The 26,729-nt window shown below is 62.9% G+C and carries 27 protein-coding genes and 1 rRNA gene; 13 read left to right on the forward strand and 15 right to left on the reverse strand.

Annotation, left to right across the window (positions count from 1 at the left end):
* The 9 genes from M3P27_00005 to M3P27_00045 all read right to left on the reverse strand — a co-directional run.
* A 16S ribosomal RNA gene (locus tag M3P27_00005) occupies window positions 1–960 on the reverse strand; the annotation flags it as partial.
* 893 nt (window positions 961–1,853) lie between these two features.
* Window positions 1,854–2,255 carry a hypothetical protein gene (locus M3P27_00010; GenBank protein ID MDP9266691.1) on the reverse strand — a complete coding sequence of 134 codons (402 nt, stop codon included), beginning with the start codon at window positions 2,253–2,255 and terminating at the stop codon, window positions 1,854–1,856.
* Window positions 2,255–2,974, reverse strand: coding sequence for a hypothetical protein (locus M3P27_00015; protein MDP9266692.1), 720 nt, complete (start codon window positions 2,972–2,974; stop codon window positions 2,255–2,257). The genes M3P27_00010 and M3P27_00015 overlap by 1 nt, the downstream gene beginning before the upstream one ends.
* A gap of 52 nt (window positions 2,975–3,026) precedes the next feature.
* Entirely contained in the window at window positions 3,027–3,827 is an 801-nt protein-coding gene (gene uppS / locus M3P27_00020; GenBank protein ID MDP9266693.1) for a polyprenyl diphosphate synthase, read from the reverse strand.
* A gap of 127 nt (window positions 3,828–3,954) precedes the next feature.
* Entirely contained in the window at window positions 3,955–4,212 is a 258-nt protein-coding gene (locus tag M3P27_00025; protein ID MDP9266694.1) for a transcriptional regulator, read from the reverse strand.
* A 148-nt stretch (window positions 4,213–4,360) separates the two neighbouring features.
* Entirely contained in the window at window positions 4,361–4,975 is a 615-nt protein-coding gene (locus tag M3P27_00030; GenBank protein ID MDP9266695.1) for a hypothetical protein, read from the reverse strand.
* A 261-nt stretch (window positions 4,976–5,236) separates the two neighbouring features.
* Window positions 5,237–5,497, reverse strand: a complete 261-nt coding sequence (locus M3P27_00035; protein ID MDP9266696.1) for a hypothetical protein — start codon at window positions 5,495–5,497, stop codon at window positions 5,237–5,239.
* A 60-nt stretch (window positions 5,498–5,557) separates the two neighbouring features.
* Window positions 5,558–7,714 carry a GAF domain-containing protein gene (locus M3P27_00040; GenBank protein ID MDP9266697.1) on the reverse strand — a complete coding sequence of 719 codons (2,157 nt, stop codon included), beginning with the start codon at window positions 7,712–7,714 and terminating at the stop codon, window positions 5,558–5,560.
* A gap of 134 nt (window positions 7,715–7,848) precedes the next feature.
* Window positions 7,849–8,592, reverse strand: a complete 744-nt coding sequence (locus M3P27_00045; GenBank protein ID MDP9266698.1) for a Crp/Fnr family transcriptional regulator — start codon at window positions 8,590–8,592, stop codon at window positions 7,849–7,851.
* Window positions 8,593–8,913: 321 nt separating this feature from the next.
* Between M3P27_00045 and M3P27_00050 the strand changes: the two genes are divergently transcribed.
* On the forward strand, window positions 8,914–9,636 hold the full coding sequence (locus tag M3P27_00050; GenBank protein ID MDP9266699.1) for a Crp/Fnr family transcriptional regulator: 723 nt from the start codon (window positions 8,914–8,916) through the stop codon (window positions 9,634–9,636).
* A 93-nt stretch (window positions 9,637–9,729) separates the two neighbouring features.
* Here M3P27_00050 and M3P27_00055 read toward each other — a convergent pair whose 3' ends face one another.
* Window positions 9,730–10,014, reverse strand: a complete 285-nt coding sequence (locus M3P27_00055) for a hypothetical protein (GenBank protein ID MDP9266700.1) — start codon at window positions 10,012–10,014, stop codon at window positions 9,730–9,732.
* A gap of 299 nt (window positions 10,015–10,313) precedes the next feature.
* Here M3P27_00055 and M3P27_00060 point away from each other — a divergent pair, with 299 nt between their 5' ends.
* The 3 genes from M3P27_00060 (at window position 10,314) to M3P27_00070 (ending at window position 14,460) form a co-directional block, all read left to right on the forward strand.
* Window positions 10,314–10,676, forward strand: a complete 363-nt coding sequence (locus tag M3P27_00060; GenBank protein MDP9266701.1) for a hypothetical protein — start codon at window positions 10,314–10,316, stop codon at window positions 10,674–10,676.
* A 251-nt stretch (window positions 10,677–10,927) separates the two neighbouring features.
* The gene (gene tadA, locus M3P27_00065) at window positions 10,928–13,072 is read left to right on the forward strand and encodes a Flp pilus assembly complex ATPase component TadA (protein MDP9266702.1); all 2,145 of its coding nucleotides are present in this window, start codon (window positions 10,928–10,930) and stop codon (window positions 13,070–13,072) included.
* 467 nt (window positions 13,073–13,539) lie between these two features.
* Entirely contained in the window at window positions 13,540–14,460 is a 921-nt protein-coding gene (locus M3P27_00070) for an HNH endonuclease (GenBank protein MDP9266703.1), read from the forward strand.
* A gap of 66 nt (window positions 14,461–14,526) precedes the next feature.
* Here M3P27_00070 and M3P27_00075 read toward each other — a convergent pair whose 3' ends face one another.
* Window positions 14,527–15,807 (reverse strand): RNA-directed DNA polymerase, encoded by a 1,281-nt coding sequence (locus tag M3P27_00075; GenBank protein MDP9266704.1) that lies wholly within the window; start codon window positions 15,805–15,807, stop codon window positions 14,527–14,529.
* 338 nt (window positions 15,808–16,145) lie between these two features.
* Here M3P27_00075 and M3P27_00080 point away from each other — a divergent pair, with 338 nt between their 5' ends.
* Complete coding sequence (locus tag M3P27_00080) at window positions 16,146–16,355, forward strand: hypothetical protein (GenBank protein MDP9266705.1); 210 nt, start codon at window positions 16,146–16,148, stop codon at window positions 16,353–16,355.
* Window positions 16,356–16,484: 129 nt separating this feature from the next.
* Here M3P27_00080 and M3P27_00085 read toward each other — a convergent pair whose 3' ends face one another.
* Window positions 16,485–16,730 carry a DUF2188 domain-containing protein gene (locus M3P27_00085; protein MDP9266706.1) on the reverse strand — a complete coding sequence of 82 codons (246 nt, stop codon included), beginning with the start codon at window positions 16,728–16,730 and terminating at the stop codon, window positions 16,485–16,487.
* Window positions 16,731–16,839: 109 nt separating this feature from the next.
* On the opposite strand from M3P27_00085, the gene M3P27_00090 reads away from it, so the two are divergent.
* The 4 genes from M3P27_00090 to mscL all read left to right on the forward strand — a co-directional run bounded on the left by M3P27_00090 (window position 16,840) and on the right by mscL (window position 19,235).
* Entirely contained in the window at window positions 16,840–17,061 is a 222-nt protein-coding gene (locus M3P27_00090; GenBank protein MDP9266707.1) for a hypothetical protein, read from the forward strand.
* A gap of 607 nt (window positions 17,062–17,668) precedes the next feature.
* Complete coding sequence (locus tag M3P27_00095; GenBank protein ID MDP9266708.1) at window positions 17,669–18,196, forward strand: hypothetical protein; 528 nt, start codon at window positions 17,669–17,671, stop codon at window positions 18,194–18,196.
* Between the two features lie 63 nt (window positions 18,197–18,259).
* Window positions 18,260–18,766 carry a hypothetical protein gene (locus M3P27_00100; GenBank protein MDP9266709.1) on the forward strand — a complete coding sequence of 169 codons (507 nt, stop codon included), beginning with the start codon at window positions 18,260–18,262 and terminating at the stop codon, window positions 18,764–18,766.
* Window positions 18,767–18,830: 64 nt separating this feature from the next.
* Window positions 18,831–19,235: a large conductance mechanosensitive channel protein MscL gene (gene mscL, locus M3P27_00105; protein MDP9266710.1), complete on the forward strand. Its 405-nt coding sequence runs from the start codon at window positions 18,831–18,833 to the stop codon at window positions 19,233–19,235.
* 62 nt (window positions 19,236–19,297) lie between these two features.
* On the opposite strand, the gene M3P27_00110 is transcribed toward mscL, so the two are convergent.
* From M3P27_00110 to dinB, 3 genes are all read right to left on the reverse strand, one after another.
* Entirely contained in the window at window positions 19,298–19,732 is a 435-nt protein-coding gene (locus M3P27_00110) for a PaaI family thioesterase (GenBank protein MDP9266711.1), read from the reverse strand.
* Window positions 19,733–19,881: 149 nt separating this feature from the next.
* Window positions 19,882–20,697: a DUF4097 family beta strand repeat-containing protein gene (locus tag M3P27_00115; GenBank protein ID MDP9266712.1), complete on the reverse strand. Its 816-nt coding sequence runs from the start codon at window positions 20,695–20,697 to the stop codon at window positions 19,882–19,884.
* Between the two features lie 170 nt (window positions 20,698–20,867).
* Complete coding sequence (gene dinB, locus M3P27_00120; GenBank protein MDP9266713.1) at window positions 20,868–22,136, reverse strand: DNA polymerase IV; 1,269 nt, start codon at window positions 22,134–22,136, stop codon at window positions 20,868–20,870.
* Between the two features lie 235 nt (window positions 22,137–22,371).
* Here dinB and xseA point away from each other — a divergent pair, with 235 nt between their 5' ends.
* The 4 genes from xseA to M3P27_00140 all read left to right on the forward strand — a co-directional run bounded on the left by xseA (window position 22,372) and on the right by M3P27_00140 (window position 26,494).
* Entirely contained in the window at window positions 22,372–23,748 is a 1,377-nt protein-coding gene (xseA, locus tag M3P27_00125) for an exodeoxyribonuclease VII large subunit (GenBank protein ID MDP9266714.1), read from the forward strand.
* Window positions 23,749–23,986: 238 nt separating this feature from the next.
* On the forward strand, window positions 23,987–24,868 hold the full coding sequence (gene cdaA, locus M3P27_00130; protein ID MDP9266715.1) for a diadenylate cyclase CdaA: 882 nt from the start codon (window positions 23,987–23,989) through the stop codon (window positions 24,866–24,868).
* 94 nt (window positions 24,869–24,962) lie between these two features.
* Window positions 24,963–26,318: a phosphoglucosamine mutase gene (glmM, locus tag M3P27_00135; GenBank protein ID MDP9266716.1), complete on the forward strand. Its 1,356-nt coding sequence runs from the start codon at window positions 24,963–24,965 to the stop codon at window positions 26,316–26,318.
* Window positions 26,315–26,494 (forward strand): hypothetical protein, encoded by a 180-nt coding sequence (locus M3P27_00140; GenBank protein ID MDP9266717.1) that lies wholly within the window; start codon window positions 26,315–26,317, stop codon window positions 26,492–26,494. Before glmM ends, M3P27_00140 begins: the two co-directional genes overlap by 4 nt.
* Window positions 26,495–26,729 lie beyond the last annotated feature (235 nt).

The raw sequence follows: 26,729 nt of genomic DNA on the forward strand, positions 1-26,729 counted from the left end.
GGTAAGGTTCTTCGCGTTGCGTCGAATTGAACCACATGCTCCACCGCTTGTGCGGGCCCCCGTCAATTCCTTTGAGTTTCAGCCTTGCGACCGTACTCCCCAGGCGGGATGTTTAACGCGTTAGCTCCGGCACGGCGGGATTGGGTACCCGCCACACCAAACATCCATCGTTTAGGGCTAGGACTACCAGGGTATCTAATCCTGTTTGCTCCCCTAGCTTTCGCGCCTCAGCGTCAGTAGTGGTCCAGAGAGCCGCTTTCGCCACGGGTGTTCCTCCCGATATCTACGCATTTCACCGCTACACCGGGAATTCCACTCTCCTCTCCCACACTCCAGCACGGCAGTTTCCCCTGCAGGCTCCGAGTTGAGCCCGGAGATTTCACAGAAGACTTACCGCACCGCCTACGCGCCCTTTACGCCCAATAATTCCGAACAACGCTTGCCCCCCTCGTATTACCGCGGCTGCTGGCACGAAGTTAGCCGGGGCTTCTTCTTCCGGTACCGTCATTATCGTCCCGATCGAAAGGAGTTTACGTCCCAAGGGACTTCATCCTCCACGCGGCGTTGCTGCGTCAGGGTTTCCCCCATTGCGCAAAATTCCCCACTGCTGCCTCCCGTAGGAGTCTGGACCGTGTTTCAGTTCCAGTGTGGCCGTGCGCCCTCTCAGGCCGGCTACTGATCATTGCCTTGGTGGGCCGTTACCCCGCCAACTAGCTAATCAGCCGCGACCCCCTCCTCAAGTTGCTTGCGCATTTGATCACCAGGAGCTTCCCCTGGTGATGTTATGCGGTATTAGCCCCGGTTTCCCGAGGTTATCCCCCACTCGAGGGTAGGTTAGTCACGTGTTACTCACCCGTTCGCCACTTTACTCATCCCCTTGCGGGGACTTTCTCGTTCGACTTGCATGTGTTAGGCACGCCGCCAGCGTTGATTCTGAGCCAGGATCAAACTCTCGTTTGAAACCTGTTCCGTTCCCTGACGGGTAGTCGGGGAACGCGACGTCCAGGTAAAACCACGACCCCACCTTCACAGGTGTGTCACGGCGGAACCCTGAACGCCATACTTACCTATTTTGTGAGAATCACTCGAGCAGAACCCGAGCGACTCTTCACGACTGGCACGTTCAACCTGTTGTCAAAGACCGAACCGCTCTCCCCCTGAGGGGTGCGTTTCAGTCGAAGTCCGATCCCGCAAAGCGGGATCGGCGTCCTCGAAACTTGTGGCGCCTCCATACCGCCCTTCCGGACCGTATAGAGACGAACCTTGGAAAAATATCGCGAGCCCTAGGGCCCAGTCAATCGCCATAACCCCTGTGTTATCCACAGGATGTTGACAGCTTTGGCACAGCCGGTGCTCAACCCTTCAGCGGGAGCACTCTTCGCTCATGACACGCGATACATCCGGACTCCCTCTCCGCGGCGCAGCTTCATATAACCAGCGCACACGCGCAAAGAGAGTCACTCAAATTGGTTAAAGATCCTAGTAAGGGAGGTTTTGCGACTTGCTTCGCCTAACCCATCCCAAGTGCTGAGTCGCCTTGGCGACCTGTCTCAGGATTTACTGTCCCGTGGCCGGGACAATTTCTTACCCGCTAAGAGTATCAGATGCCCGGGGCTCATGCAAGGATTCAGGCTTTGCTGCTGCCTATTCCCTGCTTAACTCTGAGCTACCTGGCTTACTTCTGACTTATCCGGCCGCGCCAGCGGCCTTTGCCACGTGTTTCCCTTAAGCCGAGAACGAGTATCGCAGCTAAACCCGATTCGCGCAAGCCCTGCGCCGAATGTTTCTTCGCTTGACTCGCGTACTCTACTTCTCTTCTCCGTGTGCTCCGTGTCTCCGTGGTGAAACCGCTTTCAATTCACTCGCGACGCCGGCGCCTTCGCCAGCCGCTCCTTCACGCTTTGATAGAACGTCCGCAAATCCTCGCTCGCGCCCTGCGTGAGCCGCCGATAGATCTTCATCGAGGGAAACAGCTTCGAGCCCGCCACCGTCAGCGTCAAAGTCGCGAACTGCGCGCCCGGATACGTCTCGAACGACCACTCGCCGCCCCAGCGCCGCCGCACCACTTCGCCGAAGTACGCGCCCCACATCTTGCAGGCCTGGTCCACATCCGCCTGCGGCGCCGCGGTCAACAACTGCTCCAACTGCGCGACGCTGGCTTCCGAGAAGTCGAGCTCCACCTTCGCCGCGTGTGCCGCAGCGACCGCGCGCGCTGCGTAGTCGGCGACCATCTTCTCCACCGCATCCGCCGCCATCACTTCACCTCGATCTGCACCCAGCGCGCCCGCGTGGTGCCAGTGTTCCGCAGCGTGTGCGAGTAACCGCCCTCGACCCAGCGTGGCTCGCCTGCCTTCTGCGTGATCACGCCTTTGCCCTTGCCTTTGGCGAGGACGTCGGTCTCCAGGGTCGCATCGACGAGTGGCACGGCGAGATGCGGACGCTTGTGCTCATGCCACGGCATGGTCGCACCCGGCTCGAGCTCGATGAGCTCGGCGAACGCGCGTTCGTTGTCCACCATGAAGGTGACGCTCATGCCGGCGCCGGCGAGCGTCTGCGAGGGTTCCGGTTCCGTGTCGGGCTTCGCTTTCGCGATCTCGACAGTGACGTTGCGGAAGGGAGTCTTCGCGTGGTTGATGGCCACGTGGGCGAACCCGCCCTTGGTAAAAGCGGTGTCGCCGTCTTTCAACTTCAACTCGCGTGCCGGCTCGTTCTGCCGCGCATTGATCACGTCGGAGTCCCCGAGCGTGACGAACAGGTAGTCGCGGTCGTGCTGGTGCATGAGTGTCCGCGCACCCACCGGCACCTCGACCTTGAACACGCGCACCGTGTCGTTGGCGATGAAGAGGTGGTGCAGCGGCTCCTGGTCGAGCGGCACCACAGGCACCGCCGCTTGCTGCGCCCAGGTCGCCCCGGCGGTCGCAAGAATGAGCGTGGAGAAAAGAGAGAACAGAGATAGGAAAGATGCGCGTCTCATGCGCGCCATTGTACTCGCGGCTTTCTCGTGCGGGCGAGCGCGAAGCGGGGGGTTATTCTGCGACCCGCTGCCGGACTGCGGGCGTGGGTTCCGTCTTGATCATCCCGTATCTGCGGTCGCGGGCGTGGAACTGCGCGACCACGGCCCGGAGATCGGCGGGAGAGAAATCCGGCCACATCTGCGGCAAGAAAAACAATTCCGCGTAGGCGCACTCCCACAGCAGGAAGTCGCTAAGTCTTTGCTCGCCGCCGGTGCGGATCAGCAGGTCGACATCGGGCGCGGACTCGCAATTCTGCGCGCGCGCCAGCTCGCGCCGGAAGCTCTCGCGGTCGGCGGCGGGACCGCCGTCGCCCGCGGGGCACAGCGCAGCCGCGTGCATGCCCGCTGCTGGCACGCCCGCCGCGCGGACGTTCGCGGCTTGGACAATGGCATCGCGCGCCGAGTAGTCCACTGCCAGCCGCAGCAGCAAGCGCGAGCCGTGCGCGGTCTCGCGCTCGGCCTGTTCGATGGCCGAGCACAGCTCGGGCGCCAACCGGTCGCGCCGCCCGATCACCGCCATGCGCACGCCGCTGGCGAGGCACGGACCTTTTTCCGCCAGCAGATACTGCCGCAGCAGCGCCATCAGCAGCGCCACCTCTTCCGCCGGACGCTTCCAGTTGTCTGACGAGAATCCATACATCGTCATCGTCCCGATGCCGCACTCCGGCCCCGCGCGGATCACCGCCCGCGCCGCCTCCGCGCCCGCCTGGTGCCCGCAAACGCGCGGCAGCCCGCGCGCCACCGCCCAGCGCCCGTTGCCATCCATCACCAGCGCCGCGTGCAGGCCGCTGCCTCCCCGGTTATCACTTTGCATCATAAAGTCGCCAGCCCTTTTAAAAGGCGGCCGCGGCCGCCCTGCGATCGCCTCGTTGCGCTTCGCTCATCGCGCTAGGGCGATCACCCGTCGCCACAATCGCGGATCCCAAATGCCAATGAAAGCTTCAGGCTCGCGTCGCTTTGATCAGCCCTTCCATCTCGTCCAGATATTTTTCCAGCGCACGCCTGCCCGCCGCCGTCAGCCGGAAATCCGTCCGCGGCGTCCGTCCCTCGAAGTATTTGCTGCACGCGATGTAGCCACCGTCTTCGAGTTTGCGCGCATGGACGCTCAGGTTGCCATCCGTGGTCGCGAGCAGCGCTTTCAACTCGTTGAAGCTGAGGCTGTCATTGACGGCGAGCGAGCTCACGATGCCCAGCCGCATCCGCTCATGGATAAGCTGGTCAAGCCCCGGCGCCGCCGCCGGCGCCTGCCGTGAACCGGACTGCCGGGAACCAGGAAGTGTCTTGCGCTTGCTGCGGTGGGGACGGGCGACCCCGCCCGCCATCTCCCGGCCTTGTCCTGCTACCCGCCTACCCGCCATATTTCCTCGCGATCAGGTATCCAAACACGATGTGTAATCCGCCAAAACCGGTCGCCAGCAGCAGCCACGCCCAGCCCAACGGCAGCGCGAGCGCCAGGCAGCCGAGGGCCATGAAGCAGTAACCCATGATCGGCACCACACGCACCGAGAAACTTCCGCCCGTGACGACGGCGGTGCCATAGAGCAGCAGCCAGACGCCGGGCACCATGTGGCGCTCACCCGTGAACCATAGCGCTACCATCAACGCGCCGCCCGCGACCAGCGGCGGCACCAGTGCGAGGACGAACTTTCGCGCCACCGCGCTCCATAGCGGCACGCCCATGCGCTTCGCTTTGCGCTCCGAGCTCAGCACCGAGATGGCGATCGCGACCGCAGCCTCGGCCAGCCATATCTCCATCCAGCCGGAGCCGAGGAACATGTGCTTCGAGACCGCGGCAGCCACGAGCGCGGTCACTCCGACCAGAATCTGGCCGCGTCCGCTGACGGCGGTGAACGAGCCGGCGCTGGCCATGGTCTGCCGGATGAAGCGCAGGTCGTCTAAGCGGACATCGCCGAGACGGATTTCGTCTGGCTTGTCGCCGCCGGCGCTATCGCTCGCCGGCATTACCTCCGGCGGGATCAGCTTCCGTCCCGCCGCGCGCCTTGGATGCCCCTCTGCCATCGCTCTAAGGAGTACGTCCGCCGACGAGGGTTGTCAAGTACTTGTTGGTACAAAGCTGGTTTTTCAAGGGCAGCGGCAGCTACCGCCCCGCGCACTCGCGCGCCACCGGACGCTGGGCATCGAGACCGTGTTCCACCCGCTCGACCGCGCACGCGAGCGCCTCGGCAGCGGGCGCGCCCGCCGGAGCGCCGGTCGCATCCATCGTCACCCGTTGCAGCCCCTGGGCGTGATGCACCAGCATGGTGTAGCCACGCCACGTCGCGCGCTGCCCCTGGAACCGAGGGTCAGCACCGGCTCCTGCCCGCTCAGCGCATCGCGGTTGAGCTCGTCGATCGCCACCAGCGTCGTCACCGGGGTCACCGGTCGACTCGACCCCCCCGTCTTCTGCGCCCGTGCCGGGCAGCCGAAAGCGAGCGCCAGCAGCAGCACGATGAAGAGAGTGGGGATAAGTCTCAGTCTTCTCATTGAAAGGCGGGCCATGGGAGAACGGGTCATGGAACGGCGGGGCCTGCCGGATTCGAACGCCTAATAAGGATAGGGTTCGATCTTCCAGCGCTCGAAGACGCGCGCCGTCTTGAAGATCTCGAAGAGCGAGCCATCGAGCTCGCCGTCTTTCACCGCGAACCCAAGGATCTCGAGCGCCCGCTCCATCGAGATGGCTTTCTTGTAGGGACGGTCCGACGCCGAGAGCGCGTCGAAAATGTCGGAGATGGTCATCATCCGCGTCTGCACCGGGATCTCCGCCGCCGCCAGCTTGTACGGATAACCCAGCCCATTCAGCTTCTCGTGATGTCCGCGCGCGATCGCCGGGATGTTCTTGATCTCTTTGGTCCACGGGATCTGCTGCAGGAAATTCACCGTGTGCACCACGTGCGACTCGATCTGCTTGCGCTCATCGTCATCCAGCGATCCTTTGCGGATGGAGAGCAGCCGCACCTCGTCGGGCGTGAGCAGCGCCTTCTCCTCGCCGTCGTAGTCGGTGTAATGGCGCGCCGCGATGTCGAGCAGCTTGTCGAAGTTCCCTTCCGGCAGCACGGTCGGCTCGTTCGATTGCAGGATGGTCTTGAAGTAGGTGTCGGCCTCTTCCATCTGCTGGGCCAGTTCGCCATCGAACCTGCCCTGCTCTTTCAAATACTCCTCCCGCCCTTTTGCGAGGACGTAGTCGAGCTTGCCTTGCAGCGACATGTTCTCCATCGTGCGCTTCACGAAGTGGAAGCGCTGGCTCACCAGCTCGAGCTGCGCGGGATAGAGTTTCTTCGCCTTGATCAGTACCTCTTCGCGCACGCCGACCTTGCCGAAATCGTGCAGCAACGAGGCGTAGCGGATCTCCTTCATCTCGGTGCGCGTGAACTTGATGCCGGCATACGGACCGGAGTCCACGCGGTCGACCGCTTCGGCGAGCGCCACCGTGAGGTTCGCCACGCGGAAGCTATGGCCGCTGGTGGTCGGGTCGCGCGACTCGATGGCGATGACGGACGCGCGCACAAAACCCTCGAACAAGCGCTGGATGGCTTCATAGAGCCGTGAATTCTCGAGCGCCACCGCCGCCTGGCTGGCCAGCGACTGGATGATCTCCTGTTGCCGCGAGGCGAAGGGCATCACGTTCGAGACCACGTCGGCGATCTTGAGCAACTTGGCATCCCACCGGCGCTTGGCGTTGATGAGCTGCACCACGCCCACGATCTCGTCCTTCTGGTTGCGCATCGGCACCGCCAGGATCGATTTCGTCCGGTACCCGGAGTCTTCGTCGAACTTGCGGTTGATGGAATAGGGCACGTCGTCGGGCATGTGGTACGCGTCGGGGATGTTCACCACTTCGCCGGTCTGCGCCACGTAGCCGGCGATGGAGCGCGCCGAGATCTCCATGGTGTGTTCGCGGAAGGGGATCTGCACGGAATCGTTCTGCGCCAGCTTGAAACGCAATTGTTTCTTCACCGGCTCTTCTTTGGCGGCGAGCTTGCCGGTCTCCGTGCCGGCCACGGCCAGCGCGCTGGTTTCGGCGTGGATGGCGGCGAGCTTCTGCGTGTCCATCGCCGCGACGTTGCCGTCCTTATCACTCAGCATGGTGTGGACGCCGGATGCCATCCTTTTCGCCGTCTCGTCCCCGGCGTCCTCCACCGCGTTCTCCACCAGGTAGAGCGAGCCGGCGTCGGCAAGGGTGATCTCGCGCGACTTGGTGAGGATCAGCTCCAGCAGCTTCTCGGTATCGTGCTCGGCGGAGAGCGCCGCGCCGATCTGGTTCAGCTCATGGATCTCATGCGTCGCGCCAGTCAACTTCTCGCCCAACTCGCGCCGCGAGACGATCAGGTGGATGTGGTCGATGGCGTTGTCCACCATGCGTTCCACCAGCGCGGTGGGCGTGTCTGGCGGCAGGTAGCAATAGATGATGCCATCGAGCCGCGGGTCCTTGAAGCGGTTCGCGGAGAGCGCGATCACGCGCACATTGGGCGATCGCGCCGCGTTGTAGTTGTCGTCCAGCAGGCGTTCTTGCGAGACGAACAGGATGCGCTCCACATCCGCGGGCTGGCCGTTCAAGCCTTCGAACGGGATGCGGCGGTACTTCTTCACTCCCAGCATCGCCGTCTTGCCCAGCTCGTCTTCGGCGAAATAGACGACGAACGGCAGCGGCCGCACTCCAGGCGCGGTCATGGTCGCGGTCGTGGTCGTGGCTGAGGCGCTCATCGGGACGCGAAATACGGGACGCGAAAACGCTGATCCAGGGGGGATGGATGGCGGCTAACTATATCAACAATTCCACAAGGCCGGAAGGTGTCGTATTTGGAAGAAGCCCCTTTGCCTTGCGGGGGGGAAGAACGCTAGCCGCGGCGCTTGCCGTAGTGGAGCGCCTGCATCTCGGCGCGCATCACCCCGTAGCAGCCACACGCGGTGTTTTCCAGGTTCTGGCGGTCGAGGATGATCATGTGCCCGCGTTTGTAGCGCAGCATGCCGGCTTTTTGCAGCGTGGCAGCGGTCAGGCTCACGCTGGTGCGCCGCGTGCCCAGCATCTTCGCCAGCAGCTCATGCGTCATGTGGAAGTCCGCCGCCTCCACCCGGTCCTGGGTGGAGAGCATCCAGCGCGCCATCCGCTCTTCGACGGAGTGCAGCCGGTTGCAGAGCGCCGTCTGCGCCACGTGCGCGAAGACCACGTGGATGTAACGTTGCAGCGCGTCGCGGAAATTCGCATCGCGCTGCATCAGGTCGCGCACGTACTCGGAACGCACTCGCCAGGCGGCGCCGGAATTCTGCACCAGGCTCTCGTGGTTGCTGCGGTCGGCGCCCAGCACCCCGGCGATCCCCAGCATGCCCTCGCGCCCGGTGATGGCCACTTCCACACTGGCGCCGTCGTCACTCACCGCCAGCAGCGAGATGAGGGTGCCCTTGGCGGGAAAGTAGATCCAATCCTGGCGCTCGTCGGCGTGGTACAGCTCCTGGCCCTGCTTCAGCATGACTTCGCTGAGCTTGGGATTGAGCCGCGCAAAGCTCTCCGCGCGCAGGCTGTCGAGCAGACGGTTCTCGCCATTCTGGCCGTTCCGGCCATTCCGGCCGTTCGTGGGCAGCATTCGCTTGCGCCTTCTCTTGGCGTCCATGTCCTTGAGCGCGCCCGCGGCGCGTCTTTCTGAGTAGTGTGGACTCAGGCTACAGGCTGGTAAGAGGAGTGTCGGTTCGCTACCAGACGGAGTGCTATCGCACACATTCCTCTACCCCGTGTTCCCCGCCCTGACGAGCGGCCGTGAGCGTTTTCGCACATAAGAAGAGGAGCCAAAGGCGTACGCTCGACTTAGAGGCGGCGTTACTTAACCGCCCTCGTCCGCAACCATGGCCTGTGGCTCTCTCGCCCTGTCCTTGCGTACCCGATGGACCATCCGGGAAGCAGCGACAAAATGCCATTGACCGCCATCTTCGCACCTAAGAACCACCTGCTCAAGCACTTGCCCGCCGCTGATCTTGCGCGGCTGCGGCCCTTCCTGAAACGCGTGGAACTGCCCTTTGGGCAGGTCATGAGCGAGGCGGGCGACGTGGTCGAGGGCGTGATCTTCATCGAAGAAGGCATCGCTTCCATCCTGGTGGTGCTGAAGAATGGAGCCAGCATCGAGGTGGCGCTCGTGGGTGCTGAGGGTGTGGCCGGCATCCCGGCACTCTTCAACGCCAAGAAGTCGCCTTACCGTGTGGTGGTTCAGGGGGCGGGCTTCGGATACCGCCTCGGCAACGGCGCGCTGCGGCGCGTCATGCAGGAAGATGGCGAACTCAATCACCTGCTACTGCAGGCCGCCTATCGCGTCTCGCTGGAGACCGCGCAGACCGCCGCCTGCAACCGCCTGCATGAGGCGGAGGAACGCCTCGCCCGCTGGCTTCTGCTCATGGATGATCGCAATCCCACCCGGCTGCTCACTATGACGCACGAGTTCCTCGGGAATATGCTGGGCACACGCCGCTCCACCGTCACCATCGCTTCCGGCATCCTGCAAAGAGCCGGGCTCATCCAGCATAGCCGCGGGCACATCCGCGTGGTGAACCGCCCCGGCCTCGAGGCCGCGGCCTGCGAATGCTATGCACTCATGCGTAACAGCCATCCGCTGCCGCGCGCGGCAGCCAAGGTCGCGTAAGCGCCACGGGCACGGGCGATCACCTGCAAGTCACTAACCTTGGGATTATCTGGTGCGTGGATTGTCTGGTGCGGTGGTTGAGCTGAGCGATGCTCAGCTGGCGACGGCCGATTCGTTGCCGTCGTCGTCGGCTTCGAGCACGGGCAGCTCGTTGAGCGTCATGGTTCCCGGCGGCAGCGCGCATTGCATGGGCCGGACCAGCTCAAACTTGACCGCGCCGGCGCACTGGGCACAGCGCGGGAAACTCTGTCCCAGCAGCACCGTGATCTCTTCCGGCAGGCGATGGTCGCTGTGGCTGACGCGATAGACGCCGGTGGCGGGCGCAGCCTCTCCCGTGGCGTACCTGGTGCCGGACAACTTGGTGTGCTCAGGGGTCACGACGGATCCAACTACTTGCTGCCGTTATATGCGCCCCTTTTGTTCGCTGGCGAACATTTCTACCAAAAAATGTTCGCCGCCGTACGCAGCCAAGAATCGCCGGTATGCGTCATCCAGCGAACAGACCGGCGACAAATCACGTCATAGGCTGCTGCTTGAGCGCCATGGCCGGGCCATCGAACTCGGCGATATCGCTCTCGGTAACAAGAAGAGCCAGAACAACAAGCGCTACTCCGCCCGTCCGCCGGTCACCCGCCATGGGCAACCAGCGAAGCCCGCGATCAAAGGGAGAGCAACCGATGTCTAACATCCTGTCGTCATGGAAAGAGATCGCTTTATACGTGGGACGCAGCGTCCGCACGGTGCAGCGCTGGGAGCGCGAGATCGGTCTGCCCGTGCACCGGCCAAACGCAAAGTCTGAAGGCGTGGTCGTCGCGCTGCCCGCAGAACTCGATGCCTGGGTGCGCTCCATGCCGACCAGCGCGCAACTCGATGGCGATGGTGTCCACCACGATGGAGATGGCAACGGCGTTGCCGTCCGCGGCAACGGTGGGAACGGCCGCGCCTCGACCGCTGGCAAGTCCAATGGGTCGGCTCGTCGCACGAACGGCAAAGCCCGCGCGCCGCGGGCGGTGCGGGCGGTGCCTCGCCCTTCTGCCTAGGCCTCCTGCTCAAGATCGGCTCTCGGGCGCTTGCGTAATGCGCATACCCGGCGGAACTAGTGCCGCTGCCGCCCTGCTAACTGAGGTATAATCCCGCCCCATTCCCCCTTGTTCTAGGCGACAACGCTCTAGGCGACAACGCTCTTGACGACAACGTTCTAGGCGACAACGTTCTATGCGATAACGCACGCTTCGTTGTGGTGCGTGCCGTGTGTGATACGAGATCCATCCGTTTCCCGGGAGACACCCTAATGGCCAGCCCCTCGACCACTGCTTCGCTCACCGCCGCTTCTGCAACCGGCTCCGCCGCTGCCACTGCCGCAGCCCCCGAGCCTGCCGCCGCCGCGCCGGCGCCGGCGCCGGAGCCGCAGCATTTCCTGCAGCGCATCAAGTTGTTCAGCGGCCTCTCCATATTGGAGTGCTCCGAAGTGGTGAAGCGGATGAAGCGTCGCGATTTCCCGCCCAACCAGATCATCGTGCGCGAGGGTTCGCCCGGCAACTCGATGTTCTTCATCACCTCTGGCCAGGTCGAGGTGCGCAAGAAGGACTCCGTCACCGGCATCGACTTCCTGCTCACCGAGATGGGACCGGGACAGAACTTCGGCGAGATGTCGCTGCTCACCGGCAAGCCGCGCACCGCGACCGTGACCGCCGTGCAGCCCACCACCGTCGCCGTGCTCGAGCAGAAGGACTTCCAGGAACTGCTGATGTCCTACCCGAAGATCGGCATCGCGCTCACCACCATCCTGGCTGAGCGGGTGGAAGCCGCGTCGCAACAGGTGGGCATCGAGTTCATCGCGTTGTCGAAGCTGAACTTCGACGTCCGCGTGCTGCAACTGCTGCCGCAGACCATGATGCTCCAGCACAAGGTCATCCCAGTCGCGTTTGCCAACAACCGCCTGACGCTGGCGATGACGAACCCTTCGAACATCCTCGCGCTCGACGACATCCGCCGCATCATCAAGGGCGTGATGATCGAGCCGGTGGTCATGACGGAAGATGACTTCCGCAAGTTCATGAACTCCACTTATCAGCAGCTCACGCGCAAAGAAGAAGAAAAGGCGCAGGTCACGACGACCTCCACCCAGGCCGGCAAGCCGGTCGAGCTGGTCGCCGAGCGCCGAGCCGAAGTCACCGTCGACCTGCTGCAATCCGACATCATCCGCGACCTGCAGATGACCGAAGACGCGAACCTGCAAGTCACCTCCGAGAACAAGCAAGACCTGATGAACGCCTCGGAAGACGCGCCCATCATCCGCCTGGTGAACTCGATCCTCGGACTGGCCATCAAGAAAGGCGCGAGCGACATCCACATCGAGCCGATGGAGAAGGACGTGATCGTCCGCTTCCGTCAGGATGGCATGCTGCAGGTGGTGCAGAACCTGCCGAAGAAAGTGCAGCTCGGCCTGATCTCGCGCTGCAAGATCCTGTCAAAGCTCGACATCTCGGAAAAGCGCCTGCCGCAAGACGGACGCATCTCGGTGAACATGGAAGGCAAGCCCATCGACTTCCGCGTCTCCACCGTGCCCGCCAAGTGGGGCGAGAAGATCTGCATGCGTATCCTGGATAAATCAAACACGACTTTGGGACTCGACAAAGTGGTGGCGCATCCCGAGGTCCTCGCGAAAATCCGCGAATTAGTGGGACAGCCCTACGGCATCATGTACGTCACCGGGCCGACCGGCTCCGGCAAGACGACCACGCTCTACTCCGCGCTCGCCGAGATCAACGATCCCGAGGTCAACATCTCCACCGCCGAGGACCCGATCGAATATGACCTCGCCGGCGTGAACCAGATCCAGGCCAACAAAGATATCGGTCTGGACTTCGCGCGAATCCTGCGTGCTTTCCTGCGTCAGGATCCCGACGTCATCCTGGTGGGCGAGACGCGCGATAAAGAGACGGCGCACATCGCCGTGGAAGCCGCGCTCACCGGTCACATGGTCTTCACCACGCTGCACACCAACTCGGCCGCCGGCGCCTTTACCCGTCTCGGCGAGATGGACGTGGAACCGTTCCTCATCTCTGCTTCGACCGTGGGCGTGATGGCGCAGCGCCTCGCGCGCCGCCTTTGCCAGAATTGCAAGGAAGAGACCAAGCTCGACGAAGTCACTGCCAACTACCTCGGCATGACGCCGGGCGAGACCGTCTTCAAAGGCAAAGGCTGCGACGCATGTGGCGGCAAGGGCGTGAAAGGACGCGTGGGCATCTACGAGGTCATGAAGATGAACCCGCGCCTGCGCCAGATGGTCGCCAAAGCCGCGCTCACTGAAGACATCCATGCCGCCGCGATCGAAGACGGCATGCTCGACCTGAAGATGTACTCCGCGTGGCTCATCCGTCAGGGACTGACCAACGTTGAAGAAGTGTTGCAGGTGGTCAGCGTGCAGGACTAGCTCTCAGCTTCTAGCTATCAGCTATCAGCTCTCAGCTCACCCCATTGATGGGTCATGCTGAGGAGCGTGGGCGAGGCCGTGTTTTCTCCAGCGGCCGAGCAGCGACGAAGCATCTCGGGTTCACGCCTTCCCGGTTCCTACCGTTCTCTCCGTGCCTCTGTGTCTCCGTGGTGAGGTTTTGGTTTATCCGCGTTCATCTGCGTTCATCGGCGGCGAGACGGCCGGAGCGCATGGATCAAATCCGGGGATTCCAGGGTACCCCCTCCCCCCTCCCTCCTCCTTTCAGTGATCCTGAATGGAATCAGTGACCCACAATCATTGCGCCGCGAAGAAGGGTTCCTTCCACGCGCCTGCGGCCCGCGCGGAGGGCGTCGTCCGACGACCGGAGCGCGTGTTCTGATTCCAGAACAGACAGAAACCTTGTTTACGGATTGCCCTGCGCGCAGTAGATTGTCCCCGCCACCCCTGTGCACTTCTACGTTGCCATCACCGACTTCGACTGGTTCACGCACCTCTCCGCGCAAAAGCCGGACGAGGTCAACTTCTGGCAGCCTTCAGGAAGAAATCAGTTTCGCGCGATCCAACCCGGCGAGCCACTATTGCTCAAGCTCCACGCACCTCGCAACTACATCGTCGGCGGTGGCTTCTTCAGCCACTTCACCCTTGCGCCGTTAGGCCTTGCATGGGAAGCGTTCGGAACGAACAACGGCGCGCACTCGTTTGCGGAGATGCGCGAACGGGTGTGGCGCTACCGCCATGGCGAGCAACCGAGCGAATCGGAGGAGGTGATCGGCTGCATCCTTCTCCAGCAACCGTTCTTCTTCGCCGAGCCCGATTGGATCCCCGTGTCCGATTGGGCGCAAGCGATAGTCCGCGGAAAGACGTACGACGCCGCGGACGGGCGAGGCGCAGAGATTTGGGCCGAGGTTCAACACCGGCTAGCTAATCCTGCTCCCGTGCTGGATGAGTCCGTCGCCGTCGAAGCGCAGCGCTTCGGCAAACCGCAGATACAGCTTCCGCGGCTAGGCCAAGGCGCGTTTCGGATCATCGTCGCCGACAGTTACAGCCGTGCGTGTGCGCTGTCGTCTTCGCACATCCTTCACATCCTCGAGGCGTCGCATATCCGACCATATGCCGGGGGCGGTTCGCACTCTCCGACCAACGGGCTGCTGCTACGACAGGATATTCATACCCTTTTCGACAAGGGCTACATCACAGTGACGCCCGACTACAAGGTCGAAGTAAGCAAGCGCATCAGACAAGAGTTCAACAACGGGGACGACTACTACGCAATGCACGGCAGCGAGATTAATCTGCCGAGGCTACATCAGCTCCGTCCATCCGAAGACGCGCTGAGGTGGCACAACGAACGTATCTTTCGGGCCTAAAGGTTAGTCCCACCCTTTTTGCTCCGCAAAACCGCTGCGCGCTGCGCAAATGAATGGCCCCTGCAGTTACTCGAGATACGGGCTCGGCTCCGGTAAGGTTGTTGCCTGCGAGCGATAGAACCGCACTTGATGCTTTCGAAGTATTTGGAAAAAAGAGTCAGCGTCTACGTAATCGCCACGCCTTCCGTGCAGCCATCCGTGCTCGTAAGCCTCATAGGCCAGCAACCAATGCTCGGAGTACAGCGCTTTACCATTCATGTGACTGCGCCAGAGACTCATCTCCACCGTGGGAAATAAGCCAGAGTCCAGCAGGTCCAGGGCGACTAGCGCTACGATGTCATCATCGAGTTCCACTACGGCTCGTGCAGCTCTAAGTGGAACTTTGACCTCCAGTTCCTTGGCGAGCCAGAGAGCCCAAGCAACTTCATACCCCTGCTGCAACGGACCGTGATAGTCGCATAAGCTGACCACGGTTGTCGCTAGCGCCTTCTTGTCCTTTATCGCGTCACCGTTTTTTCGAACTATCTCGATGAGTGCCGGCATCATCGTCGGCTCGGCGGTTACCGACCGGAGTAGCAGTGATTCGCATACTCCCCAGTTATCGGGATCGATCTCACTACTGAGTACCTGCTTGGCGGCGTATGTTAGTACGCTGTCAGCGGGGAACTCCGGGACCAATTCGAAGGCCCGGTTGAAGAGAGCCATCAAGTCTGTAATCTGTGGGGCCCCCTTGGAACGAATCTCCATAGCCCGCAACTCCGCTTTCCAGGCGGGCTCGAAAGATTCCGGAAGGGCGATTATCTCGGTCTTCGGATCGTTGACTTCGAGTTCAAACTCTTTGGCCGCCTGATGCAGGGTTGCCAAGGCACGTTCCGCCTCCGAAGAGGTCTCGAAGTATAGAAAGTAATCGTCGATGAAGCGCGTGCCCCGTAGCTTTTTTATTTGGGCCTGTAATCTCACATCAAGCGCAGCTCCGATAACTTCACCTATTAGAAACGAAGTGTCAGGGCCAATTGGTATCCCGCCGGTTTGCTTGTCCTGCGTATTCCTAACTCGCTCATCTAGTTTGTTTCCGAAAAGCTCTCTGTTTTCGCGAGCTATCTTTTTCCCGTGAAGCGCCCAGCCAATGCTGTGGGTATAGATGGACGGGTAGAAGCGCGCTAGGTCTGTCTTCAAGAGGTATCGCTTTCCGACAGACTGCTCCGCGCGGTAGACGGGCTGATCGGCCAGCGCACGTCGGGTACCGAGCGCTCGAGTATCGCTCAAGGTCGGGGTGCTCAGGGCGATTCGGGATTGGCGACAGAACGCCGAGAGTTTCTTCCAGTGTTTCTCCACTTCGAAGGACAATGGAATCTGGTGATACGGATTGGGGATTGATAGCAGACGGCGGAGGTGCTTACGCTTGGGCACAGAGTGATTGACGCAGCGCGTACGAGGCGGTTTACCCCCCGATCCGCCTCGAATGTGGGCGTAAAGGTCGGCGATTGCGGGCGAGATCGAATCGGATCCGAGGGGCGGAATGACACGGTCGTGGAAGTAGCCACGCTTCAAGAGGTCGACAGCTTTGAGGTCCGGCATGTCTTTGACCTTGGGCTTCGAAGGATACTCAGCAATCCATACCTCGGCAAACCCACATGGGTTTATGTTCTGAATCTGGAACAAGAAGAACAGACTAGAGTCGTCTCGTGACCCGCATCTTGATCGCCGCTGCTTTCGGGCTTGGTGCCGTGGTCGCGGCGCTCGTCCTTTACGCCGGCGTTGCGATCTGGTTGTTCAGCCGCGAACTCCCGGCCGACTCCGAGTTGGCCATTGGGTTTGACCCGGTGTCCATGTTCACGTCCATGCGGTTGGGGATGTGGCGCTCGGCGCGATCTTCGCCACGGCTTTCGTCGTGACTTATCGACGCGTGAAGTAAACGCGCTTCGGCGGCGCCTGCGCGCGGGCCTGCGGCAGCGTGGAAGGCTCTTGAACGCCGTCGGGTTGAAGGTCGAAAGAAACCCCTCGGGATGACAAGCAGGAATTGCCTAGCCCTTCGAGCGACGAGGGTCCCGGCTGCGCGGATAGGTGCGCTCCTCCTGGTATCGCCCGTTCTTTTCTTGAATCTTGACTGAACCACCATGGACGCCGACTGCGCGCTCCAGAGTGCCGCCCTTTGTCGCCTGTGCCTTGGTGCTGAATTCCTTCACTGTCCGGCCGGTCTTGTCTTGCTCAAGGACCCACTTGTCCTTTCGTTTGTTATATTCCAACGTGAACTTCGGCAGCTTAGTCATGGAACACCTCCTCTTCTTGACGGATTCTACGGCCTCCTACGCGACGAAAATCAGAAATCTCCGTTTTGTTCTGACTCTGGAACAAGGCGCCAGCAGGTAGAATCCACGCGTGTCCCGCACCCTGATCGCCGCTGCTTTCGGGCTCGCTGCCGCGTTCACGGCGCTTGTCCTTTACGCCGGCGTCGCGATCTGGTTGTTCAGCCGTGAGCTCCCGCCTGCTTCAGACGTGGCCATAGGGTTCGACCCCGTCGCCATGCCGTTGTGGATGTGTCTCGCGCTCGGCGCGATCTTCGCCGCGGGTTTCGTCGTGACTTATCGACATGTGAAGTAAACGCGCTTCGGCCGGGCCTGCGCGCAAGCCTGCGGCAGCGTGGAAGGGCCTCTTCTTTCTGTCTACCCAGGGCTTCCGCCCTGGGCTATTGCTCGTCCGAGGCGAGCGAGCTTTCCGGCCCTCCGGGCCTGGAGTCTTGCCCTCCGTGGCTCTGTGTCTCTGTGGTGGGTTTGGTTTTTGACCTGCGTGTTCGTCTGCGGCGAAAAATCTTGTCAAGCCCCTCTTTCCGCCGTTTTCCCGCTAAGTTGCTGCATCGGTGGACGATATAGTTCGCAGAAAAATGTCCGGTTTACCCCCTCCCGCAGTTCATACTTGTAGTAAGGCCGGGTGTATCTGGAAATCAGTGGCTAGTGGCTGGTGTCCAGTGGACAGAAAACCTGCCTAGCCTGCCTCAATCGCAGGCGAGACGCTCTTTGAAATCACGAAACCCCATTTTTCCGGGATTTGCACCGGGATTCCGCTCCTCAAGCCTTGATTTTCGGGGATTTCGCTCGAAATCCGGGGGGAGGGGGGTACCCCCGCATCCCCAGACCGAGGGTAGCAATCTTCCCGGCGCGGTCGTAACATCCCGTCGTAACATCCGGAAGCCAAGCACGGAGGCGCCCAAATGGGCTCGGAGACGGCCATATTCGGGATACCGCTGCACCTATACACCGTGGTCCACGTGGTCATCAGCCTGGTGGGGATCGCGGCCGGGCTGGTCGTGATGTTCGGAATGGTCAGCCGGCCCAGCAAGCGCATGGACGGATTCACCGCCATCTTCCTCGGCTTCACCGTGGCAACGTCGGTGACGGGATTCGGGTTCGTCCCCTTGCCGCCGGGCTCGCCGGCGGTGAAGGTGGGCGTCATCTCGCTGGTCGTGCTGGCGGTGGCGCTCGTCGCTCGCTATGCCATGCGGCTCGCCGGCAAATGGCGCGCCGCCTATGTGGTGACGGCGGCGATCGCGCTCTACCTGAATTGCTTCGTGCTCGTCGTCCAGATGTTTCAGAAGATACTGGCGCTGAGGGCGCTCGCGGGCGCTGGTCAAGTAGGCAACGAGCCACCGGGCTTCAATGTGATATTCGGGGTGACGCAGGGCGTGGTGCTGGTCGGGTTCGTCGCGCTGACGGTGGTGGCGGTCAAGCGCTTCCGCTAAAAGACTTTAACCACGAAGGTCACGAAGGAACACGAAGGCTGGAAAGGTCAAAGTCCGCAAACCATGCAAAACCTGCCGACGCTGCGGATCATCGGGATGGTGCTGCTGCTGTGGGCGTATGGGATGAACGTCCACGGCGTGATCGGGGCGTGGCGCGAGGCGCGCCAGTCTCCGGAAGCGGCTGCGCGTGAGCATCTGCACGATATGGCGGAGCACGCTGGGCAGCCTGGTTCCGGAGCGATGTCCCAGGCTTCTGGACCAGCCGCGGGGCCCGCTTCGACCACGGCGATCGTGCTGACGGGCGTGCTGTTGGTGGCGGGCGTGCTGCTGGCTTTGTTCCCGATACGACAAGGTGCATGGTATGGCGTGTGGGGCACGCTGGTGGTGTGGATCGCGATCGCGGGGCCGCGCATCCTCAACGATCCGCGATGCTGGCAGGTGCTCGATCCGAACCAGCATGGATGCCACACGTTCATGCTGTCCGTGCTGATCGGCGTGGCGGGGATGGTGTGCTGCGCGGTCGCGGGCAGGAACCTTTCGCCGCAGATGAACGCAGATGGACGCGGATAAAGAGACGGTTGACGGTTGAAGCCCGGGGAGCATCGTAGTAAGCGGACGAGTAAGGAGAGCGAAGATGCTGAAGGGATTCAGGCAATTCATTCTGCGCGGCAACGTGGTCGATCTGGCGGTGGCGGTGGTGATCGGGGCGGCGTTCGGCGCGGTGGTCGCTTCGTTCGTCGCGGACATCCTGATGCCGCTGGTCGCGGCGGCGTTTGGCAAACCGGATTTCTCGGCGATGGTCTTCTATGTGAACGGAACGGCGGTCGCGTATGGCAAGTTCCTCAACGCGCTGATCGCCTTCCTGCTGGTCGCGGCGGCGATCTACTTCTTCCTCATCGCGCCGATGAATGCCTGGGAAGCGCGGCGGGCGCGCGGGCTGACGCCGGCGGATGCGGTGACGAAACAGTGCGGGGAATGCCTGAGCGAGGTGCCGATCGCGGCCAAGCGGTGCGCGCACTGCGCTCAGCCGCTGGGGTAAGTAAAAAACCTTCACCACGGAGGCACTGAGGCACGGAGAAAACCGCGGCCGGGCCTCCACCACTACCGCTTCGGCATTTTTTCCAGGCGCATGTAGGTGACCTGGGCGAGGGCAACGTGTTTGCCGGCGGCATCGTAGAGATCGACGTGGGTGGGGACGATGGTGCGTCCAAACTTGATGACGCGGGCGCGAGCGGTGGCGTCTGAGTTGCACGGCGCAAGGAAGCGGATGTTCATGTCCGTGGTCGTCATGACCTGCTCGGGCCCAGCGAGCGAGAGGATGGCGGCGCAAGCGGTGGTGTCCGCCAAGGTCATGAGCAGGCCGCCGTGGAAGGAGTGGAAGATGCCGTCGTGGTCGGCCGTGTACGGCGCGGTGATGGCTGCTTCGCCGGGCTTGAGCTCGAGGAGCCGGTAGTGCAAGGTGCGGAATAGTGGGATGTGCGCCACGAAATCGCGGAGGCGGTCGAGGTCGACGGCGGGTGCGGCGGGATGCATCATGGCAACGATGATAAACGGCGGGGGATGATAGACGGCGGAAGATGATCGACGGCGGCGTTTTCGATCTTGGCAGGCTAAGCCGGCTACAACAAATCAATCGCAGCCCGCAGCCCAGGGGCGGCCGCGCCACATGATCGTTTGCCGGCGCGCTAGAGCGTCGGCTTCCTGAGTTCCATGTCGCCGTTGACGGTGGTGAGTTCGAGTTCGCGGCCGCCTTTGCCGATCACGCCGTGCAGGTTGCCGCGGCGCATGCGGCCTGCGACCGTGATGGGGAAATCCGTCTGCACCGAACCGTTGACCGAACTGGTGCTGACCTCGGCGTTGAGGTCGCCGGCGATCTCGAGCTCGATGCGTCCGTTGACGGTCGAGAGATGCAGCGTGCCGGGCCAGTCAGCCTTGCCGAAGCGCGCGATCACCGAGCCATTCACCGTGGTGGCTTCCGCCCACTCTGCCGTCTGGACGCGCACCGACCCGTTGACGCTCGAAACCTTGCCGCGGCGGGCGAGCCCGGTGGCGTCCACGCTACCGTTCACGGTCGAACCCACGAAACGGATGTCCCGCGGCACTTTCACGGTGAAGTCGACGCGCGCGCGCGTGCTGCGGCGTTCGCGACGATTGCTGCGCGTGCTGCAGTCGTTGCTCATGCCGGGATAGACGGCGCAAATGATCACGCCCTCGGCGTTGGGGATGATCTGGATCTGGACGCTGCCGGCGTCGGCGCCGCTCTTTTCCGCGGTGACCTCGACCTCGGCGCCGTCGTAGCCGGCGGCGCGGACATCGCCGGAGAGTCCGCGAACGTCGATGACCTGGTCGGGAGCAAGCTTCTGCTGCCATGAGAAATGGTCGCTCTGGATACGGACATCGGAATCCTGTGCCCGCAGGTTGCTGGTGAACAGGAGGACAGCGGCGACGGCGAGGAAAAGCCAACTCAGCCGGCTGCGTAAGGACTGGCCTACTTGCGCCATAACGACACCTCTCACTTCTTCCCGGGTCGCCGCAACGCTTCTCCGCTCGCGGCCCGCTCGCTCCGGCCTCACCCTTGCTCTCACTGTGGCTCAGACGGTTAGGGATACGGAAAGTTAGCCGGGAAAGTTGCAGGGATCATTGGGCGGCCGTGTCACAGAGGCGACCGGGCTCAGGGCTTCTTGACGTCGGGCGGCTTCGGCTTGTCGGGTCTGGGTTTCTCGGGAAGCGCCTCGTGGGTACGCTCCCTGAAGGTGGACTTCATGCCGCGGGCGAGCGAAACGGCGCCTTCGCCAAACTTATCGCGAACGCGGTCCACGGCACTCAGCGCGTGCTTCCACTTCTCCTGCTGGTTCTGCGCGAGCAGGTCGAGCTGCCCTTCGCTGTGCTCGAATCCGGCCGCGCGGACGCCGAGCAGGCGGATGGCGCTTCCCGGCTTCCAGTTATCGTGAAAGAGGCGGCGTGCGACGCCATAGATCTCGGGATCGAGCTGCGTGGGCTGGTCGAGCGTGTGCGCGCGCGTGATGGTGGTGAAGTCGGAGTAGCGCAGCTTGAGTCCGATGGTACGGGCGTGGAGTTTGTGCTCGCGCAAGCGGCGCGCGACCATCTCCGAGAGCCGTGCGAGGGTGGACTCGAGCTGGTCGGCGTCAGCAATATCGACGGAGTATGTGTGCTCGTGGCTGATGGACTTGGGATCGTCGGCAGCGCCCACTTCCGAATCGGGCACTGCTTTAGAAAACCAGCCGCCGGCGTCTTCGCCGCGCGACTTCCCTGCCAGCGCGAGTCCCCAGGCGCCAAAGTGTTCTTCGAGGAAATCGTCGTCGAGCTTTTGCAAGTCGGCGATGGTGCGGATGCCAAGCTCGTGCAGGCGCTGTTCGGTGACCTTGCCAACGCCGGGAACCTTGCGGACGTCGAGCGGCGCGAGGAATTCGCGCTCGCATCCGGGCAGCACGTAGAGCGCGCCGTTCGGCTTGGCCTGTTCGCTGGAGATCTTGGCGATGAGCCGCGAGCTGCCAATGCCGATGGACGAGTTCAGGCCGGTGGAGCGCTTGATGTCGGCGTGGAGCGCGTGCGCGGCTTGGAACGGCGGGCCGTGAAGTTTCCCAGTGCCGGTCATGTCGAGGTACGCCTCGTCGATGGAGGCCATCTCGACCTGCGGCGAGAAGCGGTCGAGCACGATGCGGACTTTCTCGGAGTACTCGCGGTAGCGCTCGGGGTGTCCCTCGAGAAAAATTGCGCGCGGGCAGAGTTTGGCCGCTGTCCGCAGCGGCATGGCCGAGTGCACGCCGAACTTGCGCGCTTCATAAGACGCCGCCGCGCAGACGCCGCGCTCGTTCGCCTTCCCGCCCACGACGACGGCCTTGCCCTTTAGCGTGGGATCGTAAAGCTCTTCCACGGAGACGAAGAAGGCGTCCATATCGACATGGAAAATGGTGCGCACGGGCCTATTGTCCCGCGGAATGGCGAAAAACAAAAACCCACCACAGAGACACAGAGGTGCACTGAGGAAAAGCTTGGAATAAAACCAGGATGGCGGCCTCACGACACTGGCAGTCGTCACAGCACGGGCACGCGGAAGACCCAAGATGCTTCGTCGCTGCTCGCGCGCTGGGGAAAACACGCGCTCGCGACGCTCCTCAGCATGACACTCTTACATGAGGCGTTACACTAGCGCCATGGACGGGCAGCTCGACCTCACATTCCAGGCGATGGCGGCGCAGCGGCGGGTATGGGCAGTACGCGAGCTGATGTCCGCGGTGCGGACTTCGCTCGAGCGCGAGTACACCGACGTGTGGGTGGAAGGCGAGATCTCGAACTTTCGCCCGGTCGAATCCGGGCATCTTTACTTCACGCTCAAAGACGGCGACGCGCAGTTGCGGCTGGTGATGTTTCGCACGCAGGCACGCCTGTTACGCTTCAAGCCGGAGAACGGCATGCTGATCGTGGCGCGTGGACGCATCACCATCTATGAAACGCGCGGCGATATGCAGTTGGCGGCGGAGTATCTGGAGCCGAAAGGCGCGGGCGCGCTGCAAGTGGCGTTCGAGCAATTGAAGGCGAAGCTGGCGGCCGAGGGACTGTTCGAGCAGGCGCGCAAGAAGCCGCTGCCGGCGCTGCCGCGGCGCATCGGCATCGTGACGTCGCCGCGCGGGGCCGCGCTGCAGGACATCCTGAACATCCTCAGGCGGCGGCATGAGAGCGTGCCTATCCTTATATATCCGGCGCAGGTGCAAGGGGCAGATGCGCCGGCGGAGATTATGGCGGGCCTGAAGTATTTCAACCGGGCGGGCGCGGCTGCGGAAGTCGACGTGATCATTATCGCGCGCGGTGGCGGCTCGGCGGAGGACCTGGCGGCATTCAACCATGAAGGACTGGCGCGAGCGATCGCGGCGAGCGAGATCCCGGTGCTATCTGCCATCGGACACGAGACCGATTTCACCATCGCGGACTTTGTTGCTGACCTGCGCGCGCCTACACCGAGCGCGGCGGCGGAGCTGGTGATCGAGTCGCGGCACCAGATGGAACATCAGGTGGAAGCGCTGCAACAGCGGCTGGCGCGCGGCGCGCGCTATCGCCTGCTCATCGGCCGGCAGACACTGACGGAACTGGCGCAGCATGGAGCGTTCGCGCGCATCCGGGCAATGCTCGCGCAGCGGCAGCAGCGGGTGGATGAGCTGGCTTTCGGACTCGTCTCGCACTATCGCCACCTGCTGGCGAGCGCACGGCGGCGCGTGGACGTGGCGGCCACGCGCATCCGCCACTACGACGTGCGGATGGTGCTTGCCGGGATGCGGCGCGAACTGGAAGCGAAGCAGCGGGCGTTGGGTGGGAGCGGGCAGCGCATCTTGCTGGAACGGCGCGGCGCGTTGGAGCGGTTGAGCGGGCGTCTCGACGAGCTCTCTCCGCTGAAAGTGCTGGAGCGCGGATATGCGCTGATCTTCGATGCGGCCGGCAATGTGGTGAAAGACGCCACGCAGGTTGCCGCGGGCGATGAGATTCGCGCGCGGCTGGCGCGGGGTGAGATCCGGGCGGTGGTGAAGAAGAGTCGCTAGTCGCTGGTCGCTGGCTAGGCCGGACTTGCGGATAACAGAAGGCCCTGAGATGCTTCGTCGCGGCGGGCTCCTCAGCATGACCATCTGTAGATACAGCCTCTCAGGCCTGACTTGCGTCCAGTACAATGGCGCTGTTGGCGGGCCTTTCTTGCGTAGCGCGTTTTTGTGTAGCGCCGTTTTTGTGTAGCGCCGTTTTTGCGTAGCGCGTTTTTGTGTAGCCCACTGTCCCCCTGAAAACATGGGCCATACCATGTACTCCAGCATGTATCCCAGCATGTACCCCAGCGTCCAAGCCGCCGAGTTCGTGCCCCCATCTTTCACTACGGTGATCGACATCCTGGTGCTCGCGGTGCTGATCTACCAGGTGCTCTCGCTGGTGCGCGGCACGCGCGCGCTGCACATGCTGATGGGCGTGTTCATCCTCGGCATGGCGATGGCGGTGGCGCGGCTGGCAAAGCTGGCGACGGTGAGCTGGCTGGTGGACCGCTTCCTGCCTTACATCGGGATCGCGCTGATCATCGTGTTCTCGGCGGAGATCCGGCTGGTGCTGGCGCGGCTGGGAAGGAATTTCACGCGTTCGCGGCTGGCGCAGTCAGCGGCGGGCGAGTCGTATGACGACATCGTGCTGGCGGCAAACCTGTTCTCGCACAATCGGACCGGCGCGCTGATGGTGATCGAGCGCGAGATCGGATTGCGCACCTACATCGAGAGTGGCGTGCCGCTCGACGCCAGGTTGAGCTATGACCTGCTGGCAAGCATCTTTCAGCCGGCGGCGCCGCTGCATGATGGCGCCGTCATCGTGCGACGCGACCGCGTGGCTGCGGCGGCGTGCTTTCTGCCACTCTCGATGAATCCGAGACTCTCGACCCAACTGGGCACGCGGCATCGCGCCGCCATCGGCATCACGGAAGAGACGGATGCGATCGCGGTGATCGTTTCCGAGGAGACAGGCGCGATCACGCTAGCGGTGGCGGGGACGATCGAGCGCGACATCTCGGCCGACTATCTGCGCGAGCGCTTGAGTGCGTTGTTGCATCTGTATCTGCCGCCATCCGCGCTGCCCACCATCACGGCAGAACCGGGCGGCGACGATCCACTGGCGGAGATGGAGCAGCGATGACGAGCGGACTCACGCGATTCTTCACCCACAACCTGTGGCTCAAGCTGCTGTCGCTGGCGCTGGCCATCGCCATCTATTGGGCGGTGCACCGCTGATGCGCCGGCTCTTTGGCACCGACGGCATCCGCGGTGTCGCGGGCGAGTTCCCGCTTGACGACGCGACCGTGCGCTCGATCGGACGCGCGCTGGGCCGGCGCTTATCTGCGCGACAAGCGAAACCCAGCGTCATCCTGGGACAGGACACGCGCGCATCGAGCGCGTGGATCGCGGACGCGCTGAGCGCTGCACTGGCAGGCGCAGGGGTGGAAGTGGAGTCCGCGGGCGTGATCCCTACGCCGGGCGTAGCGCATCTCGCCCATACGCGAGGGTTCACCGCGGGCGTGGTCGTCTCTGCGTCGCACAATCCGTGGACCGACAATGGGATCAAAGTGTTTGGCGGCGACGGCTACAAGCTTGCCGACGCGGTGGAGCTCGAGATCGAACGCGAGATATTCGCCGAGCTGGCAGCCGGAAAAGAGCAGGCTGCGGGCGGGGCGCCGGCGAAGGCGACACTTCCCGGCGATGGGACGCTGCACGAGGCATACGTGGAGTGGCTGGTGTCCGCGGTGGCGGGGCAAGACCTGAGCGGGCTGCACGTGATGGCCGACTGCGCCAACGGCGCGGCTACGGCTGTCGCGGGCGAGGCGCTGCGGCGCGCCGGCGTAAAACACAACCTGAGCCACAATCATCCCAGCGGGAAGAACATCAACGAGAAGTGCGGCGCGCTGTTTCCGGAGATCGTGGCGAAAGAAGTGGTGCAGCACAAGGCGAGCCTCGGCATCTCGTTCGATGGCGACGCCGACCGCTGCCTGCTCGCCGACGCCAACGGCAAGGTGGTGAACGGCGATGGCATCCTGCTGCTGATGGCGCGCGACTTGAAACAGCGCGGCAAGCTGAAGAACAACACGGTGGTCGCAACCACGATGTCGAACATGGGACTGGAGGCGGCGCTCGCGCGCGAGGGCCTCACGATGCTGCGCGCGCCGGTGGGCGATAAATACGTGCTCGAAGCGATGCAGAAGGCGGGCGCAAATCTGGGCGGCGAGCAGAGTGGGCACATCGTCTTCCTCGACCAGGCGACCACGGGCGATGGCTTGCTGACGGCGCTGATGGTGCTCGCGAGCGTGGCGCGCAGCGGGAAGCCGCTGCACGAGCTGGTGGGCGATCTGAAAGTCTTTCCGCAGACGATCAAGAACGTGCGCGTGCGCGAGAAGAAGCCGCTGGAGCAGGTGTCGGATGTAGCGCATGCGATCAGCGCGGCGGAAAAGGCGCTTGCGGGGAATGGACGGGTGGTCGTGCGCTACTCCGGGACGGAAGCGCTGTGCCGGGTGATGGTGGAGGCGGAATCGGAAGCGCTGATGAAGCAGCACGCGGATGCGATCGCGGCGGCGGTGACCAGAGCGCTCGGGTGAGCGCCGCTCGGGTGAACGACGTCATTGGGCTGATCGAGCTGGCGATGGCGGCCGGCGTGGCGATGGTGCTGCTCTGGTTCGTATGGAGCGTGTTCCTGCGGCGCTATTGGCGCGTCCTGCGGATGCGCCACGCGCGCGATCGGCGGGAGATGGAAGAGGCGGCGCGGAGGCGGTAAGAGTCGGGAATTATGAACAATGCCTGTGCCGCCAGCACTAGGATTGCCCCGTAACACCTGCATTTACCATTACCTACGAGCATCCAGGTCATCTTGTTCCGAATTCAGAACAAGAATGCGATTCCCGCCCTCCATCGCGATCGAGCTGTTAGGATCTGGCCGATTTGATAAGGAGAGCCATGTACAAACTTTTCCTTCTCGTCGGAGTCGTCCTGCTGTTCTGTGGAGCGGCTTC

It is taken from the genome of Acidobacteriota bacterium (assembly GCA_030774055.1).
Taxonomy (GTDB): domain Bacteria; phylum Acidobacteriota; class Terriglobia; order Terriglobales; family Acidobacteriaceae; genus JACPNR01.

What these genes read in the sequence shown, in the direction of transcription:
- tadA (MDP9266702.1), top strand. Translation starts at nt 10,928, where the DNA reads ATGGCCAGCCCCTCGACCACTGCTTCGCTCACCGCCGCTTCTGCAACC.
- M3P27_00060 (MDP9266701.1), top strand. Translation starts at nt 10,314, where the DNA reads ATGTCTAACATCCTGTCGTCATGGAAAGAGATCGCTTTATACGTGGGA.
- M3P27_00110 (MDP9266711.1), bottom strand. Translation starts at nt 19,732, where the DNA reads ATGATGCATCCCGCCGCACCCGCCGTCGACCTCGACCGCCTCCGCGAT.
- M3P27_00100 (MDP9266709.1), top strand. Translation starts at nt 18,260, where the DNA reads ATGCAAAACCTGCCGACGCTGCGGATCATCGGGATGGTGCTGCTGCTG.
- cdaA (MDP9266715.1), top strand. Translation starts at nt 23,987, where the DNA reads ATGGGCCATACCATGTACTCCAGCATGTATCCCAGCATGTACCCCAGC.
- M3P27_00095 (MDP9266708.1), top strand. Translation starts at nt 17,669, where the DNA reads ATGGGCTCGGAGACGGCCATATTCGGGATACCGCTGCACCTATACACC.
- M3P27_00035 (MDP9266696.1), bottom strand. Translation starts at nt 5,497, where the DNA reads ATGAGAAGACTGAGACTTATCCCCACTCTCTTCATCGTGCTGCTGCTG.
- M3P27_00085 (MDP9266706.1), bottom strand. Translation starts at nt 16,730, where the DNA reads ATGACTAAGCTGCCGAAGTTCACGTTGGAATATAACAAACGAAAGGAC.
- M3P27_00015 (MDP9266692.1), bottom strand. Translation starts at nt 2,974, where the DNA reads ATGAGACGCGCATCTTTCCTATCTCTGTTCTCTCTTTTCTCCACGCTC.
- xseA (MDP9266714.1), top strand. Translation starts at nt 22,372, where the DNA reads ATGGACGGGCAGCTCGACCTCACATTCCAGGCGATGGCGGCGCAGCGG.
- M3P27_00025 (MDP9266694.1), bottom strand. Translation starts at nt 4,212, where the DNA reads ATGCGGCTGGGCATCGTGAGCTCGCTCGCCGTCAATGACAGCCTCAGC.
- M3P27_00050 (MDP9266699.1), top strand. Translation starts at nt 8,914, where the DNA reads ATGCCATTGACCGCCATCTTCGCACCTAAGAACCACCTGCTCAAGCAC.
- M3P27_00115 (MDP9266712.1), bottom strand. Translation starts at nt 20,697, where the DNA reads ATGGCGCAAGTAGGCCAGTCCTTACGCAGCCGGCTGAGTTGGCTTTTC.
- glmM (MDP9266716.1), top strand. Translation starts at nt 24,963, where the DNA reads ATGCGCCGGCTCTTTGGCACCGACGGCATCCGCGGTGTCGCGGGCGAG.
- M3P27_00040 (MDP9266697.1), bottom strand. Translation starts at nt 7,714, where the DNA reads ATGAGCGCCTCAGCCACGACCACGACCGCGACCATGACCGCGCCTGGA.
- M3P27_00030 (MDP9266695.1), bottom strand. Translation starts at nt 4,975, where the DNA reads ATGCCGGCGAGCGATAGCGCCGGCGGCGACAAGCCAGACGAAATCCGT.
- M3P27_00010 (MDP9266691.1), bottom strand. Translation starts at nt 2,255, where the DNA reads ATGGCGGCGGATGCGGTGGAGAAGATGGTCGCCGACTACGCAGCGCGC.
- mscL (MDP9266710.1), top strand. Translation starts at nt 18,831, where the DNA reads ATGCTGAAGGGATTCAGGCAATTCATTCTGCGCGGCAACGTGGTCGAT.
- M3P27_00045 (MDP9266698.1), bottom strand. Translation starts at nt 8,592, where the DNA reads ATGCTGCCCACGAACGGCCGGAATGGCCGGAACGGCCAGAATGGCGAG.
- uppS (MDP9266693.1), bottom strand. Translation starts at nt 3,827, where the DNA reads ATGCAAAGTGATAACCGGGGAGGCAGCGGCCTGCACGCGGCGCTGGTG.